Annotated in this window: 12 protein-coding genes; 6 read left to right on the top strand and 6 right to left on the bottom strand. The window is 47.0% G+C overall.

Annotation, left to right across the window (positions count from 1 at the left end; genetic code table 11):
- Window positions 1–74: 74 nt before the first annotated feature.
- Together LPB140_RS02500 and LPB140_RS02505 are read left to right on the top strand one after the other, a co-directional pair.
- The gene (locus tag LPB140_RS02500; protein WP_232223436.1) at window positions 75–1,199 is read left to right on the top strand and encodes a LacI family DNA-binding transcriptional regulator; all 1,125 of its coding nucleotides are present in this window, start codon (window positions 75–77) and stop codon (window positions 1,197–1,199) included.
- Window positions 1,192–2,445, top strand: a complete 1,254-nt coding sequence (locus LPB140_RS02505) for an MFS transporter (protein WP_072558528.1) — start codon at window positions 1,192–1,194, stop codon at window positions 2,443–2,445. The genes LPB140_RS02500 and LPB140_RS02505 overlap by 8 nt, the downstream gene beginning before the upstream one ends.
- A gap of 9 nt (window positions 2,446–2,454) precedes the next feature.
- On the opposite strand, the gene LPB140_RS02510 is transcribed toward LPB140_RS02505, so the two are convergent.
- Together LPB140_RS02510 and LPB140_RS02515 are read right to left on the bottom strand one after the other, a co-directional pair.
- Window positions 2,455–4,008, bottom strand: a complete 1,554-nt coding sequence (locus tag LPB140_RS02510; protein ID WP_072558529.1) for a tryptophan halogenase family protein — start codon at window positions 4,006–4,008, stop codon at window positions 2,455–2,457.
- A 170-nt stretch (window positions 4,009–4,178) separates the two neighbouring features.
- Window positions 4,179–7,193, bottom strand: a complete 3,015-nt coding sequence (locus tag LPB140_RS02515; protein WP_072558530.1) for a TonB-dependent receptor — start codon at window positions 7,191–7,193, stop codon at window positions 4,179–4,181.
- A 230-nt stretch (window positions 7,194–7,423) separates the two neighbouring features.
- Here LPB140_RS02515 and LPB140_RS02520 point away from each other — a divergent pair, with 230 nt between their 5' ends.
- Window positions 7,424–9,925 carry a glycoside hydrolase family 3 protein gene (locus LPB140_RS02520; protein ID WP_156874104.1) on the top strand — a complete coding sequence of 834 codons (2,502 nt, stop codon included), beginning with the start codon at window positions 7,424–7,426 and terminating at the stop codon, window positions 9,923–9,925.
- 100 nt (window positions 9,926–10,025) lie between these two features.
- Here the strand turns inward: LPB140_RS02520 and LPB140_RS02525 are convergent, their stop codons facing one another.
- The 3 genes from LPB140_RS02525 to LPB140_RS02535 all read right to left on the bottom strand — a co-directional run bounded on the left by LPB140_RS02525 (window position 10,026) and on the right by LPB140_RS02535 (window position 12,801).
- The gene (locus LPB140_RS02525) at window positions 10,026–10,430 is read right to left on the bottom strand and encodes an acyl-CoA thioesterase (RefSeq protein ID WP_072558531.1); all 405 of its coding nucleotides are present in this window, start codon (window positions 10,428–10,430) and stop codon (window positions 10,026–10,028) included.
- Window positions 10,423–10,644: a hypothetical protein gene (locus LPB140_RS02530; RefSeq protein ID WP_072558532.1), complete on the bottom strand. Its 222-nt coding sequence runs from the start codon at window positions 10,642–10,644 to the stop codon at window positions 10,423–10,425. The genes LPB140_RS02525 and LPB140_RS02530 overlap by 8 nt, the downstream gene beginning before the upstream one ends.
- 63 nt (window positions 10,645–10,707) lie before the next feature.
- Complete coding sequence (locus tag LPB140_RS02535) at window positions 10,708–12,801, bottom strand: S9 family peptidase (RefSeq protein WP_072560187.1); 2,094 nt, start codon at window positions 12,799–12,801, stop codon at window positions 10,708–10,710.
- Between the two features lie 211 nt (window positions 12,802–13,012).
- Between LPB140_RS02535 and LPB140_RS02540 the strand changes: the two genes are divergently transcribed.
- Window positions 13,013–14,806, top strand: a complete 1,794-nt coding sequence (locus tag LPB140_RS02540; protein WP_072560189.1) for an aminopeptidase P family protein — start codon at window positions 13,013–13,015, stop codon at window positions 14,804–14,806.
- Window positions 14,807–14,849: 43 nt separating this feature from the next.
- Here the strand turns inward: LPB140_RS02540 and LPB140_RS02545 are convergent, their stop codons facing one another.
- Window positions 14,850–16,256 (bottom strand): hypothetical protein, encoded by a 1,407-nt coding sequence (locus LPB140_RS02545; RefSeq protein WP_072558533.1) that lies wholly within the window; start codon window positions 16,254–16,256, stop codon window positions 14,850–14,852.
- A gap of 131 nt (window positions 16,257–16,387) precedes the next feature.
- On the opposite strand from LPB140_RS02545, the gene queF reads away from it, so the two are divergent.
- Together queF and LPB140_RS02555 are read left to right on the top strand one after the other, a co-directional pair.
- Window positions 16,388–16,861, top strand: coding sequence for a preQ(1) synthase (gene queF / locus LPB140_RS02550; protein ID WP_083550462.1), 474 nt, complete (start codon window positions 16,388–16,390; stop codon window positions 16,859–16,861).
- A gap of 78 nt (window positions 16,862–16,939) precedes the next feature.
- Window positions 16,940–17,344, top strand: coding sequence for an acyl-CoA thioesterase (locus LPB140_RS02555; protein WP_072558534.1), 405 nt, complete (start codon window positions 16,940–16,942; stop codon window positions 17,342–17,344).
- The last annotated feature ends 131 nt before the right edge of the window (window positions 17,345–17,475 follow it).

The following is a 17,475-nucleotide window of genomic DNA, read 5'->3' on the forward strand; positions in this document are numbered from 1 at the left end:
TTATTTTAATCGCCAAATTTATCCCAAATTTTAAATATATTGGGCAGCGATGAACAGCATTTTTTGGCAAAGCCATGATAAATTTCTGCCAACATAATAAAGTGGGTGAAAATGCTGGCCAAAATCCTTCATCCTTTGTTGACAAGGCGGTCATATTTGGCCACGAATATCCTATGGCGCGGGGTGCAAAAAGATCGACAAGTAAAGATGTCGCAAAATTGGCGGGGGTTTCCCCCAAAACTGTGTCACGGGTGTTTAATGATGAACCCCATGTTACCCCTGCTGTCCGTGAAAAGGTGATGAAAGCAGCAGAGGAGCTGCATTATCATCCCAATATTATGGCGCGTGGTTTGGTGCGGCGGCGTTCATTCCTTATCGGTTTAATATATGAACGGCCCAGCCCCAGCTATGTTGTGGAGTTACAGCGCGGCGCGCTGCGCCGATTAAAGGATGAAAGATATCGTTTAATCGTCTTGTCCATGGAATCGATGAATGAACAGCCAAAGGACCTTGCCATTTTGGCGCGAAATACCGCGCTGGATGGTATTATCCTTGCCCCGCCTGCATGTGATATTCCAGAGATATTGGACGGATTAACAAAGGCGAAAATCCCATTTTCGCGTATCGCGCCGGTGGCTATTCCTGATTTGGGGCTTTGCACCACCATGGACGATGTTGCCGCCGCATATGAAAGTGCGCAATATTTAACCGATTTGGGGCATCGTGATGTTGCCATTATAAAGGGCGATCCATTACATGCGGCCAGTGCGCGGCGGACGGAGGGGTATATTAAATGCCTGACCGAACAGAATATCAGCATCAATCCCAATTGGGTTGAGGAGGGTAATTTCAGCTTTGAATCAGGATATGACGCGGCCATGCGGATTTTAAGCCATGACAAAAAGCCAACCGCAATTTTGGCACAAAATGACGATATGGCGGTGGGCGCAATGTCGGCCGCGCAGGAGCTTGGCCTGTCTATTCCCGGTGATATCAGCATTGTGGGATATGATGATTCCGAAATTGCGCGAACGGTTTGGCCGCGCCTTACCACCGTAAGGCAACCGGTGGAGGATATGGCGTTTCAGGCGGCTGATTTATTGTTAAAACAATTTGATGACATGGCCTATGTCGCCCCTGCGCCCCTGCCGCATGAAATGATGATCCGGCAAAGCGCAGCGCCGCCGCGCAATGATTAGCAGAAAAGAAAAATATTGTTATGCGGCCGGTGACTGGGGATTTAATCTGGTCTGGATGTCAATTGAACTTTATCTGTTATTTTTTTATATCCAAATTTTACATCTCCCTTTGCCGGTGGCATCGGCCATATTTTTGGCGGGCGCGGTTTTGGATTGGGTTTCTGATCCCTTAATTGGGGCATTGGCGGACAGATTTTCAGACCGCGTGCCGCTGCGCGCATGGGTGTTAATCTGTGGGCCAGCCATGGGGGCGGCATTGGTTTTGGCCTTTTCTTCTCCTGAATTAAGCGGGCTGATGCTCTTTGTTTATGTGCTTATCACCCATTTATTTTTACGATTTTGTTATAGTATTGGAAACATCCCCTATGCCGCATTAACCGCGCGGATGACGGACAGGGCGGATGATCATGTTGCCTTAACCGGGGTGCGGATGCAGGGCGCGGCATTGGGGGGGATTAGCGCGGCGATAATATATAATCTTATCCCTGCTTCCAATAATGTTGATGCGGGGCGGTTTATGATGGGGGCGGTCATTTTGGCCTTTGCCGCGCAACCATTTTTATTGGCCACATTTTTGGGGGTGAAGGAAAAAATAATAACTGCGCCAGATACAGAAAAATTTGCTCCATGGCAGCAAATAAAGGACTTTGTCGCATTATTAACGCAATCCGCAGCGATGCGCCGTTTAATGATAACGATAATTTTTGCGGGATTAAGCTGTACGATGTTAAGCAAATCGCTCTTATTCCTATTCTCCGAAATGGGGGAGGGGGAATTGGGTTATCGCGTGGCGCTGTCTCCTTCATTGGCATTATTATTAACCGTGCCCATTTGGTTGGTGGTGGAAAAGAAATTGGGCCGTGTGCCAACATTATTATTGTCATTATTTCTTAATTTTTCGGCATTGATATTGGCGTGGTTGGCCCTGCCCCATATATTGGCAACCGCATCATTTTACCTTATCGCAATTATTGCCAGCTGCGGCATGTCGATTATGTTTTGGTCGCTTGTCCCTGCCGTGATAGCCGATGTGGAGGCGGCACATAAAATTGGATGCGCCGCAAGAATTTATGCGCTAACCACCACGGCGCGAAAATTGGGTCAGGCTCTTTCACCTCAGGTCATTACGTTAAGTTTGGCATATAGCCCAAATGCTTCGGTCATGCCGGGTTTGGTTGTGGCTGCTTTAATGGCTTTGTTGGTTACTTATTTTTACCGTCCTATTCGTCAAATTAGGCCTAAATAAATAACTTTTTTATCGGCCACTCCATCCCGCGCCAACACCAAAATTGGGCCGTCTTTTCTCATTGGGATCAATCAGCATGTTTAATATCGCATCATGGGTGGGTGCGGCATGGCGATAGGCGGCCATAGCGCCCTTCATCTGGCCCATAATGTTGCACACTTCATCAAATGGGGCGATGTCGGCCAATGGGTCAATATATTTGGGTGTAATTTCCATTCCAGCAGCCACATAAAACCAGCTCATATCCGAAAACAGCTCTTTTCTGCGGGATGATATGCGCCCGCTTTGTGCAAAAAGCTCCATTTTATGGGCAAGGCTATCAGGTAATTTATTATGGCGCATGGCATCCCAAAATGGTTCTCCATGACGTTGATTGGGATAATAATGCAGCAATAGGAAATCGCGAATATGGCTGTATTCCGCCTCTATTTCAGCATTATAGGCACGGCGCAGGGCGGGATCAAAATTTTTATCCGGAAAATAATCCAGCAATCGGTTTAATCCAGTGTGAATTAAATGGATACTGGTTGATTCCAATGGTTCTAAAAATCCAGCGGACAGCCCAATGGCGATGCAATTGCCAATCCAACCGCTTTTGCGATATCCGGCGGTGAATTTCAAAAAACGTGGCTCGGCCAATTTGGGGCTGTCCAGCCCGTCAAGCAGGCTTTGCGCCGCACGGTCATCATCGGTAAAAGTGCTGGAATAAACATATCCATTGCCGATACGGTTTTGCAGGGGAATGCGCCATTGCCACCCCGCCTCCTTTGCCGTGGCGATGGTATAGGGCGTGCGTGTTTCATGCGGTTCGCTTTGCACCGCAACCGCGCGGTCACAGGGCAGCCAATTGCTCCAATCCACATATCCGCTTTGCAATGCTTCCTCAATCAACAAACCGCGAAATCCGGTGCAATCAATATATAAATCGGCGGTCAATTCGTCACCATTATTCAGGATTAAGCCGTCTATCCATTCGCCGTCCCGCACCTTGCTACGTTCAACCTTTGCATCATGATGGATAACGCCCGCTTTTTGTGAATGGTCGCGCAGAAATTTTGCGACCAGCCCTGCATCAAAATGCATGGCATAGGCCACCGCGCCGCCGGGCCAATTGCCATCGGGCGATGGAAAGGCAAATTTATTATCCTCGGCCAAGGCAATGGCGGGGCAAAAATCGGCGAAATTTTCATCATGCCCATGGGTCTTATTTTTCCACCAATAATGGTGAAATGGTCGTTGGTTAATGGTGATACCCAAATTGCCAAAGGGGTGCCAATATTGTTGGCCCTGCCGCACCCAATTTTTGAACAATATGGCCAGTTTAAATGTCGCCTGACATTGGCGGATAAATTCAACCTCATCTGCGCCAATATTGCGCAGAAATTCAAAAATCGGTGGAATTGTCGCCTCGCCTACGCCAATGGTGGGGATGTCGGATGATTCAATCAGGGTGATCTTCACCCCGCTATCTTTTAATATCGCGCCCAATAATGCCGCCGTGGACCAGCCCGATGTGCCGCCGCCGATAATGGCAATGGATTGGATTTTATCATCTTTATTCATATTTTATATGCCACCATATATGGGGTAAAAGGTCAATCTTATCCGCCAAATTTATCACCAATTACTCCAGAAAAAAAAGGGGGCAGATAAAAAAAGGGGGGCGGCTATTGCGGACCGCCCCATAGGTTGGAGAGAGCAGGGCGGTTATTGCGGACCGCCCCACTGCAAGATTAAAATTTAAATTTACCGCCCACATAATTCCGGCGCGAACCAGATTCAAAACGGAATGGTAAATTCTCAAATTGCAGATATGCTGATTGATCAGATTTGGTCAGGTTAATCCCTTCGACAAAAACGCCAAAATTATCGTTCACATCATAGGAGATTTGACCATCCAATTGGCCATAGGCACGGCCATAAATGCCCATGCTGCGCGTGACATTGCCATCGCCAAATCCAAAATTACCCAGCAATTGTGACGATCGCCATGAATAGGATGCTCGTGCCGCAAAGCCATCTTTTTCATAATAAACCTGTCCATTGAATGAATGTTTTGACACGCCCTGCAATGGCAGATTGCTATCAAAGCTGTTCGACAAGCTGGTTTTGGTGTCAGAGAAAGTATAATTTGCGGTAAAGCCAAGACCCATATCAAATGCATATTGCGCCGCAAGTTCAAATCCGCGAACACGTCCGCCTGTGCCATTTGCGGGCTGTGTTACTGGTCCTAAACGGCCGCCAGCCTGATCATTCACAAAAATTGGAACGGTTTCGGAAACAATAAAACTGTCCACCTCTTTCCAGAAAATACCGGCAGAGACAAGGCCATGATTGCCGATATAATGTTCATATGCCAAATCAAATTGAAATGCTCTAAATGGTTCTAAAGCAGCATTGCCGCGTGAGCCATTGGTGAATAAGAACAGATTTTGTGTTGGCGAACCTACGGTCGCATCGCGGGTAAAGTTGGTGGAGAAGCCACGTCCCAAATCATCCAATTTTTGACGTGCAACGACCCGTGCGGCGGAAAAGCGCAGCTTTTGACCATCGCCCACATCCGCAACGGCGTTAACACTGGGCAAGAAATCGGTCGTGCTGGTGGTGGTGGTGTCGGTTTGGAAATCACGCAGCACCCCGTTCCAGCTGTCCGTGCCCCAATAGGTGGGGTTGGCATTGGCCGGTTGGTTTTGGTCCACACTTAATTTAGTGTTCACAATCCGAACACCAACATTGACATGATATGGGTCATCCAATCCGCCAATATCGGCCATTAAATATGCTGACTTTGTTTCTTCTTTTACCACATATGCTTGCAATGGATCTTCAAAAAATGTGAATGGCGTGTTCGGGTATAGCGCCTGTATCCATTCCAGTGCATTGGTCATTTGTGCAGGATCTTGTAAAAGCAATGTGCCGCCCGGCGTGTTTTCACCGCCAGCAAAGTTCTTAATCGTGACCAAACGTTCCGGATTGGATGTAAAGGATTGAATAGGCGCAATCACAACGGGCGAATTGCCAAAACGGCTGCATCCGGCAAATGCGGCTGGTTTATTCGCCTCTGGCAAATCGCAAATTTTGAAACCAATGGCGGGATCTTGGAAATAACCATAGGGTGTCCAATTATAATTAAATCCTGCCACGCGCTGGGCAGCGGGAATGGCCGTGGCATCAATTTCGCCTCTGCTGGAATAATCCGCCAAATAACGGCCCGATGCAAAATCTACGCTGCGTTGGCCATAACGAAACCCTGCGCTAATCGTAATGGTGTTTTCGTCGCTATTATCCGCATCATAGGCAAAATCAGCCTTAATAGAATGGCCGTCAATTTTTGAACGGTCACCAAATGCCCAATGCGATTTAAATAATCCATAAGCAGGATTGGAAAATAAATCAGCGGGCGTGCCCGCACCTAAACCAAAGACAGGAAATTTACCATTTTGATAGGTGAAATCCCATGTGGTGGGGGCGGCAGGATTGCCCGGTGCGCCGCCAACCAATGCGCCGCCTGTGCCGTTGCGCCGCACCGTATAGGCGGTATAGCGAACATCATTATTGGCAACTTCACGGTTTAAATTGGCGGTTGAATAATTTGCAGAAACTTTCGCCCGAAAATTGTCAGCGTTGTCATAATCTATATTAAATTGCAGATTGTCCGACTTGACCTTGCTGACATCCACAAATGTAATGGCCTCTGCCGATGCGGCCTGAACCGTGGCGTTTTCCAACACTCCATTGCCATCAATGCTGGCCCCTGGGCGAAGGCGGATTAATTCACCCTGTCCAAATGGGAATTTTAACGATGCTTCTCTTGTGTCCACTTTTAATTCCGAATGGACATAATTTGCGGATAATTCCAATTGATCGGTGGGTTTGAAATTTATACCTAATGAACCACCCCAACGGGTGCGAAATTGGTCACGATCGGTGACATAGCGATATTCGGGCGCATAATAATTTGTGGGGGTTGTCGCCTGATCACGACGCCCGCCGGCAAATGCCCAATTTCCGCGATTTTCACCGCCCAAAACATTATGATGGTCATTTGTTTGATCAAAGCTGAATGATGCAATAATACCCAATTTATCGTTGAAATTATATGCCGCAACCAACGCCGCTGTTGGCTTCCAACCGCCAATTTCTGAACCCTTATTCAAACGGGCATTGCCCGCAAGGGTCAGGCCATCTTTCATGTCCAATGCGCTGCGGGTTTTAAGGTTGACGATACCGCCAAGGCCGCCTTCCAACAAGGAAGCATTGGGTGATTTATAAACCTCTACGCCGCCAATTAATTCGGATGGAATCGCTTCCAATGAATCTTGGCGAACAAAATTGCCTTCGCCCACTTTGAAATTTTCTTGGCCGCTGACGAATAAATCACCATTTAATAAGGTGACATTTTGTTCCAGACCGCGGATACGCACCTTTGTTCCCTGTCCATTTTCGCGGTCAATTTGAATTCCGGGAAGACGTTGCAGCGATTCGGCAATATTTTGATCGGGGAATTTACCAATATCTTCCGATGTGACTGATTCGATAATTAAGTTCGAATCACGCTTTGCCGACAGTGCACTTTCCAATGATGCGCGAAAGCCCGTTACGACGATTTCGTCCGTTTCGCTGGCGTTTTCTGCGCTGTTATTTGCTGCACTATTTTGTTGTGCCAATGCCGTGCTGGCGCAGGACATGGCCAAAATTGATGTCGCGCCTAATAAAAATTTACGCGGCCTAAATATGGTCTGTTTCATGGAATTCCCTCTCCCTATACCGTAATAAAATACGGAAAAATAATAACTTATCTTAAATATGCCGACTTTGATGGCAAGCATGTAATTTGATTAATTTTAAAAAAAGCACACTATCCTCTCCATCAAGTGCGAAATAATAGTGGCATTTTCTTGTCAACGTTGTCAATAGTTAGTTTATGAGAAAATAAATTGGAGGTTTTTGGATGTTGAAAAAGGGGTTTTCAAAAAGGATGTCGATTTTAATGCTTGGCGTGGCGGGATTATGTGCCCCTGCCTATGCATCGGAAGAGCCGAGCATAGTGGGAACTGAAGCGATTGTGCATCCAGAAATTTGGCCAGAAATAGCATATCCCCGTGTCCTGACGGACGAATCAGAGGCGCGTGTGCAAAAAATATTAGCGCAAATGACGATAGAGGAAAAAGTTGGGCAAATATTACAGGCCGATTTGGACAGCGTCACCCCCGAAGATGTTCAGAAATATCATTTGGGTTCGGTATTAAATGGCGGAAATTCAGGCCCCTATGGCAATGATAAAGCACCAGCAAAGGATTGGCTGGCATATGCAGATGAATTTTATAATGCATCAATCAATGTCAAAAAAGGGCGGCCTATCATTCCAATAATATGGGGAACGGATGCCGTCCATGGGCATAGTAATATTATTGGCGCGACATTATTCCCGCATAATGTGGGGTTGGGCGCGATGCGTGATCCGCAGCTTATCGAAAAAATTGGACGCGCAACGGCCATTGAAATTCGCGTAACTGGGCAGGAATGGACCTTTGCACCAACCGTTACCGTGCCGCAGGATTATCGTTGGGGACGCGCATATGAGGGATATTCATCAGACCCTTCGCTGGTTGCATCCTATGTGGGCAGCATGGTGCGCGGACTTCAAGGGCCGCCATCGATAAAGCCATTATTGGATGGGCCATATGTATTGGCCAGCACAAAGCATTTTTTGGCCGATGGTGGAACCGATGGGGGCAAGGATCAGGGCGATGCGAAAATATCTGAGTTGGAATTAAGATATATTCATGGCGCACCCTATTTGCCTGCCATTGAAAATGGGGTGGCGACCGTCATGTCCAGTTTTTCAAGCTGGCAGGGCAAAAAAATTACAGGGCATAAGGGGCTGCAAACCGATGTGTTAAAGGACCGTATGAATTTTGAGGGGTTTATCGTCACTGATTGGAACGCCCATGGTCAAGTGGACGGATGCACAAATGCAAGCTGCCCTCAGGCGGTGAATGCAGGTGTTGATATGATAATGGCGCCCGATAGTTGGAAGTCACTTTATCATAGCATTATTCCGCAGGTAAAGGATGGGACCATCCCGATGGCGCGGCTTGACGATGCGGTATTGCGGATATTGCGCGTAAAAGAACGTTTGGGGTTGTTTGATGCGGGCAAGCCATCATCACGGCCATATTCCGGCCAATATGAATATTTGGGCAGCAAGGAACATCGCGATATAGCGCGCGAAGCCGTGCGCAAATCAATGACATTATTAAAAAATACCGGTGTCCTGCCCTTAAAACCCAATGGTAATATTTTGGTTGCGGGTGATGGTGCGGATGATATTGCGCGGCAGGCGGGTGGATGGACCATTTCGTGGCAAGGCACAGGTTTAACCAATGATATGTTTCCGGGGGCAACTTCGCTGTGGGGCGGCATAAATCAGGCGGTCGGTAATGCAGGGGGCAAGGCAATTTTGTCACCCGATGGCAGCTATACCGACAAACCCGATGCCGCCATTGTGGTATTTGGCGAAACACCCTATGCCGAATTTCAGGGCGATTTGGCCAGCCTGCAATTAAGGCCGGAATTACGCGCCCCATATGAAACCATGCGTAAATTAAAACAACAGGGAATTCCCGTGGTGGCGGTGATGATTACTGGACGGCCATTATATGTGAACCCTGTGCTAAACCTAGCCGATGCATTTGTGACCGCATGGTTGCCGGGTTCAGAGGGCGGCGGTGTGGCAGATATGTTATTTAGCGATGCCGAGGGCAGGGTGAAATATGATTTTCAAGGGCGTCTACCGACAAGTTGGCCCGCAACGGCAAAGCATGGTGGGGCGACATTATTCCCATTTGGATATGGATTAACATTGGGCGATGGGCCGATGAAATGGACCAATTTATCCGAAGATGCAGCTGTGGAGGATGCAGGCACAGGGGCGGGCATATATTTTGATAAAGGCATTCCCGCTGCTTCATGGTCATTGATGGTGACAAGGGCAAATGGCGCAGAATCGCTGCGTGTAACAACTGTTCCATCCTCTGCATTGGCGGGACGTGTTAAAATAACTTCCACCGACCATATTGTTCAAGAAGGGGCAAGAAAATTTGAAATAACAGGCGGTGTTGATGGCGCAGCGGTTGAGTTAAGCACGCAAGACCCCATAGACATTACACGCGAAACCAATGGCGATGTGTTGCTGTTGACAACAATAAGGATAGACAAAAAACCGACTGAAAAATTGTCACTTTCCATGCGTTGCGGCGTAAATTGCGGTGACAAAATACCGTTTGATATTTTGGCCGAACAAAAATTGGGCGAATGGAATGTCATTGGCGTGCCGTTAAAATGCTTTGTTGGTTCAACGCAGGGATTAAACAAGGTTGAGGCGCCATTTATTTTATCCACCTATGGCGATGTTAAATTCAGCATTGCAAAAGTCGCATTGGGCATGGACGCGGACCATGTGGTAAAATGTAAATAAGGATGAGGAGCTGTCCATTTGGACGGCAGGTCGCAGGGAAGGCTTTTCTCAATTTAAGTCTAAATTTCATATTAGGCTATATTCTGGGGAAAGCCTTTTTCTATGATGAAATAGATAGAAATGGCGCGGCCACATCCATGGGCACGCGCATTAAACGGCCCGTTTCACGGTTCAGCATGGCCCAGCTGCTATTCGCGCTGATAATTACTTTTCCATCCATATTTACAAAATCGACACGCCGGTCAAAACGTGCGCCGCGTGGCGGCTTCTCTATCCATGTTTGGCCTATCACTTCTTCCCCAAGGGCAATATTACCGCGATAGTCAATTTCATGCCGCGTCACCATCCAAATATAGGCGGTAATATGCGCCGGATTGGCGACCGCCGTCCAATGGGCGGTAGCCATATCCTGAATCCAGCGCACCCACACCGCATTATTCACATGGCCCAGTTCGTCAATATCGGCGGGGGTTGGAGAAAAGGGCAGGGTGAATTTCTTAATCATTAAAAATAGAAATATTCGTTATAAATTTAATATTGACCAGATGCGTTACATCGCCGCTTAGAATATTAAGAAAATTCTCACTGCAAATTTCAGCATTTGTTACGGATATTGCATCAAATGCCTGTTGAAAATCTTTGCAAAGATAAATTTTAACGCGCAGCCCATCATCCAAATGCTGGTTAATCATTTTCTGTAATATTTTAATTTCGCTCATTAAAGTCTTTCTTATTTCCTATTATTCATCATTTTTTATATCGCGAAATATAAATGAAACGCCTCACTCCTCCGTCATGCCCAATTGCCATAGGATGAAGGCATATTCTTCTGCTGTTTCGGTTAACCTGTCCCAACGGCCCGATTTACCGCCATGGCCCGCACCCATATTTATTTTCATCAATAATAAATTATCATCCGTTTTCATGTCGCGCAATTTGGCGACCATTTTGGCCGGCTCCCAATATGTCACGCGTGGGTCGTTCAACCCGCCCGTATATAGCATGGGGGGATATGCCTTTGCCTCCACTTGGTCATAGGGAGAATAGGAACGGATAAATTCAAAATCTTCCTTGCTGGTAATGGGATTGCCCCATTCGGGCCATTCGCCGGGGGTGAGAGGCAGGCTTTCATCCAACATAGTGTTCAGCACATCGACAAAGGGAACATGCGCCACAACCGCGCCGAAAATTTCCGGTGCTTGGTTGGCAACTGCGCCCATTAACTCGCCGCCTGCTGACCCGCCGCTGGCGGTTAATTTGCCCTTTGCAGTATATCCGCGTTCAATTAACCCCCTGCCCACATCGACAAAATCGTTAAATGTATTGGTGCGTTTTTTTAACTTACCATCCAAATACCATTGATATCCCAAATCATCGCCGCCGCGAATATGCGCAATGGCATAGGCAAAGCCGCGATCGACAAGGCTCAACCGCGTGGTTGAAAAACCGGGGGGCACGGCATAACCATATGCGCCATATGCATATAAATGCAGGGGTTGGCTGCCATCTTTCTTAAACCCCTTTTTATACATAATGGACACGGGAACTTGCACCCCGTCCCGCGCGGTAATCATCACGCGTTCGGTTTCATATTCGCCCGCATCATATCCAGATGGGATTTCCTGAACCTTTAACACCTCCAATTTTTTATCTGCAATATGATAATCATAAACGGTATCGGGGGTGACCATGCTTTCATAAGAAAGACGTAATTTATCGACATCAAATTCGGGATTATTGCCCATGCCTGCATCATAGCTGGCCTCTGGAAATTTAATCCGCTCCACCTTATTCGCATCATCATAATCGCGAATGTCAATTTGGTCCAATCCGGCAACGCGGCTTTCCAAAACGTAGAAATTTTTGAACAGTTCAAAACTGGTTAAATAATTTTCATCCGAACCATCAATGATGCTGCTCCATTCGCCGGGTTTTTCCAATGACGCGGTGGCAAGGCGGAAATTCACATGTTGATCATTGGTCAGGATGAATAATTGCCCATCGCGAATATCGAGCGAATATTGCACGCCTGCCTTGCGCTCTTTAACCAAAATGGGGGTGGCGGCGGGGTCAGAAGCCGGGACAATGCGAATTTCGCTGGTCACATTATCCCCCGTGACGAAGAACATATAATCTTCCTGTGCGCTTAATCCCACATCGACACGATAACCTTCGTCCGCTTCACGGAAAATTTCCTTATCATTTTTGGGATCGCTGCCCAAAATATGATATTTTAAATTGTCGGTGCGCCAATTTTCATTGGCAAGGCCGTAAACAAATCCCTTGCTATCAGGAGTCCACACAATGGAAGATAAAGTGCCCGGGATGATATCGGGCAATTCTTCCATTGTTTCTAAATTACGGACATGCGCCTCAAATCGTTCTGACCCATTATCATCATAGGCATAAACCGCCAATTTGCCATCGGGGCTGATTTCCAATGCGCCAAGCCGGAAATATTCCTTGCCCTCTGCCAATTTATTTTCATCAAGGATTAAAATATCTTCGCCGCTGCCATTGGCGGCTTTGCGATAATATTTGCGATATTGGTCTCCTTCATCAAATTTTGACCAATAAATCCAATCGCCATCCTTTTGCGGGACGCTGCTTTCATCTTCCTTTATCCGCCCCTTCATTTCGGTAAATAAGGCATCGGTTAATGGTTTTTGCGCGGCCATATGTCCTTCAAAATAGGCATTTTCTTCTTTTAGATAGTCCAGAACATCGGCATCATCAATCACCGGATAGCTTTGATCCTTTAACCAATGATAGGGATCTGAAACCGTAATGCCATGATGGGTAAAGCTATGATCGCGTTTTTCAGCAACGGGCGCTTTATTAGATGATACAGAATTATGGGAAATATTATCAGTCATATTTTTTGCGGGGCTTTCCTCGGTAAATGCAGATGCGGGGGTAGAGATGATGACAGCCAAAGCGGCCAAGGCACAATTTGTGAAAAGGGATGGTCGCTGCATCATAAGTCTCCGAAATTTTATTCATTAAGATGAAGGTGGAAAAATCATTTGAGAAGCTTTATGTTAGTCATCATAAATTTAATCAAGCAAATTGGAATATCTTATGTTGATGCAAACCCACGAAGCCCGCCTATCCGCCCTACGTGAAGAATTGAAAAGGCGCGGGATAAGCGGATTTATCATTCCCATTTGCGATGAACATATGAGCGAATATGTCGGCGAATATGCCCAGCGCCTTGGCTGGTTAACCGGTTTTGGTGGCAGTGCAGGCAGCGCGATTGTCATGATAAATAAGGCCGCTATTTTCACCGATGGGCGCTATACGGTGCAGGTGCGTGACCAAGTGGACGGAAAATTATTTGATTATGTCGCCGTGCATGAGGTCAGCATGATTAAATGGATAGCCAAAAATGCACAGGCGGGCGAGAAAATTGGATATGATGCGTGGCTGCATACAAATGCGTGGGTAAAACAGGCCGAGGCCGCAGCGGCGAAGGCGGGCGCGTCCATGGTTGCGGTGGATATGAACCCTATTGATGCCATATGGGCCGACCAACCCGCGCGTTCAGACGCAAAATTGCAGGTGCATGAAAATATATATTCGGGCAAGGATAGCGAGGAAAAACGCGCCGAAATGGCGGCTTATTTAACCGCAAAGGGCGCAGATGGCGCAGTGATTGCGGCATTGGATTCGGTGGCATGGATATTTAATATTCGCGGCGAAGATGTGTCAAACACCCCCGTTCCCTTGGCATTCACACTTTTAAATAATGACGGCAGTGCCACATTATTTGTCGCGCCGGAAAAAATCACGCCAGAGGTGCAGCGCCATTTGGGAAATCAGGTGTCGATACGCGGATATGATGAGCTGGCCCAGCAATTGGGTCAATTATCGGGCAAGGTGATTGCGGTTGATCCAGAGCGCAGCGTTGCTGCAATTGAGCAGGCACTTATCGCAGGCGGCGCAAAAATCATGCCGTTACGCGATCCCTCCATCTTGCCAAAAGCGGTTAAAAACCCCGTGGAGCAACAGGGCGCACGCAATGCCCATATTCGTGATGGGGCGGCGGTGACCCGTTTCCTTAAATGGTGCACGCAGGAGTTGGTGAAGGGCGGACAGGATGAGCTTTCTGCCGCCGCCAAATTACGCGAATTTCGTGATGCCACAGGCGTTCTTAAAGATATAAGCTTTCGGACAATTTCGGCCGCCGGACCGCATGGTGCATTATGCCATTATTCGGTTGATGAAGATACGAATTTGGCAATTGAGGAGGGGCAATTATATTTGGTGGATAGTGGCGGCCAATATTTGGACGGCACGACAGACATTACCCGCGTTATCGCCGTGGGCACGCCAAGCGCCGAAATGGTGAAACGCTATACTCAGGTATTAAAAGGACATATCGCCCTTGCCATGGCGCGTTTTCCAAAGGGGACAAGCGGAGCACAATTGGATGTATTGGCGCGGCAATATTTATGGGCGGACGGCGTGGATTATGCCCATGGAACGGGGCATGGCGTGGGCAGTTATTTGGCGGTACATGAAGGGCCGCAGCGCATATCAAAGGCCGCAGGACCGCAAGCAGGAACGGATGAGCCATTGCAAGTGGGCATGATATTATCCAATGAACCAGGATATTATAAAGAAGGCGGCTTTGGCATCCGTATTGAAAATCTTGTGCTTGTCAAAAATGCCGATATTGAGGGCGCAGAGGGCGCATATATGGAGTTTGAAAATCTGACCTGGGCACCATTGGAACCATGTTTAATTGATGCGGACATGTTGACCAAAGCGGAGCGTGATTGGGTCAATGAATATCATGCCAAAACCTATGCCCTTATCGGCCCACAATTGGAAGATACGGATAGGAAATGGTTGGCCGATATGTGCCGCGCCATTTAATGATAATGGGCGGGTTATATTCGCCCATTATTTATTTTATTGTTTAATAATTTTGCTGGGTGGCGATAGCGCGTTGTCCCAATGTGCCATAATTGCATGGCCCTTTGTCAAGACGCAGGGGCGCCATTTTTGTACAAGCGGGCGTGCTTTCCAAACCCACAATATGGGCAAAATTGGTAAAGCCCGCTTCGCCTTTTAGTGTATCGCAAGCGGGCCAATAATATCGTAAATCCGCCGCAATCATCGGGACAATAAATCGTTGCGGGCCATATTCCATGGCCTTTATCGCGGTGATTGGCATGGCCAGATCAATTTTCAATCGATATTGGGCATTGGCTTTAATTACCGGTATTTCATATTTTTCGCCATTTAACTCATCATGGTGAAATGATGCTAAAATTTGCTCATGCCCTTCATCGGCCTGACCAAATAATATACGCAACATGGCCGAATCGCTTTGTAAATCACCCTGATTATCAATGATAATTTCCCCGGACAGACGCAAAGAAGTTAGGGTGAGCAATGCCTTTTCGGGTTGAAAATGGGCATTAAGCCATGGCCTTTGCCCCATGCTGGGCGGATTTGCGGGGCCAAAAAATGGCGTTATTTCGGGCTTTGTCGCCGTGTTTTCATTGGCAATAGCATCTGTGCTTGGCGGCGCATCGGTCTTTGCTGTTTTGGTATTTTTGGCTTGGGATTTTGTGTTTTTAAGCGGCGATATTTTTACATCGTCTAAATCAGGCTTGGTTGCGCGGCGCGAAATCAAGAAACGATAGGCCGCAAATCCAATGACCAATAATAATAACGCCAATCCGCCATATATAAATGGCTGTATATCGGCATTTTCTGCCGAATTTATGTTGTTGTTCACGCTGTTAGCAATGCCATTTATTCCATTATTATTGGCGATGTCACCTGGCGAAATTGCGCCAATATTTTCACTATTTTGCCTGTTACCTGTAATTTTGCTTGTCGCGATATCTTCATTTATAGCCCCTGCATTGGGGTCTGTATTACCAGCCGTTTTTACGGATTGTTCATCCTTTGCGATGTTATTATTAATTTGCGTGTTGGGCGATTTAGGCAGGTTTTTTTGCCTTACATCCGCCCGAACAGGTGGTGTTGCCCCGTTTAACGGCGCGGATGGACCGCGCTCTATTTCATTATTTTGGGTTGGTGCTGGGATATTATTTTTGGATGTGGGGGCAGGGCGGTCGGCAATATCTGCATCGACATCCACAGGGCCGCGTGGGCCAACAATTTGCGGTGTCTTTACCTGTATCACGGGCGCGGGGGCGGATTTTTGATTGTCGCTATTTTCCTGCTGCGGGGGCGGATTTGTTGTTTGCGCCCATGCCATTTGGGGCGCGGATAGCATCAATATGCCATATGCCATGGCGCATAAAAATGACTTTGGCAGACCGCCATTTTTGGAAAATATTGCTCTCATCTTGTGCTGCCTTGGCCTAAAAAATGTGAATTATTGCTGAATATTCAACCAATGATGCGCGCTTTAACCTTACTATCATTATATTGACAAGTCTGATTGAAAAATCATTCGAACCATCCTATTTAATGGCTATGACAAATATGATAGAAAATGATCCGTTAAACCCGAAATTTTTGGGACAAAATAGCAGTCTTCCCCAAAATCCTGAAGCAGCGATTTTGGATTATGTGCCAAATCCTCGTCCAAATAGCCTATATTTGACCCGATTTGTTGCGCCGGAATTTACATCGCTTTGCCCCGTGACAGCGCAGCCAGATTTTGCCCATTTGGTCATTGATTATGCGCCGCAAGAAACCATTGTTGAATCAAAATCATTAAAATTATTTTTGGGGTCATTTCGTAATCATGCGGCATTTCACGAAGATTGCACCGTGGGCATTGGTGAACGTTTATTTAATGAGATGAAGCCAAAATGGCTGCGTATTGGGGGATATTGGTATCCGCGCGGGGGAATTCCCATTGATATTTTTTGGCAATCTGGCGAACCGCCAAAGGGGCTTTGGGTGCCGGATCAAGGGGTTGCCTCCTATCGCGGTCGGGGATGATTGAGGTAATATATTTTATTTGCAGATAAAAAATTTAATGACTTATTTTTTTAACGTTTCTTATTTACAAGCAGGTCAATGAACAAAACAACGCTTTCGCATCCCATCTCCATTTTGCCTCATGATATTGATTTTATGGGCCATGTGAATAATGCCAATTACCTAAAATGGGTGCAGGAGGCTGTCATTGCCCATTGGCAAAAATTCGCGCCAAAGGAAGCGGTGGCCGCGCATTTATGGATTGCGTTAAAACATGAAATTACATATCGGCGCCCAGCATTTTTGGATGATAATGTGGTGGCCGAGGTGGTGTTGAAAAAGGTACATGGTGCGCGCGCCTTTTACGAAACCGTTATTCAACGCGGCGAAGAAGTATTGGCAGAAATCACCTCTAGCTGGTGCTGCGTGGATGCCGATACGCATCGCCCGACCCGCATTGCGCGGGAAATTAGCGATATGTTTTTCGGCAAGGCTGATAAATAATCACGCTTAATCGGTGAGGTTATTGAATATTAACCAATAATCGGCACAACTTGTTACATCATGTAAAATATATATTTCCTCGGTCCAAATAGGCCATCATGGAGCGAACCAATAATTCGCTGGCGAAGGCC

The sequence above is a fragment of the Sphingorhabdus lutea genome (assembly GCF_001889025.1).
Classification (GTDB): Bacteria; Pseudomonadota; Alphaproteobacteria; order Sphingomonadales; family Sphingomonadaceae; genus Sphingorhabdus_B; species Sphingorhabdus_B lutea.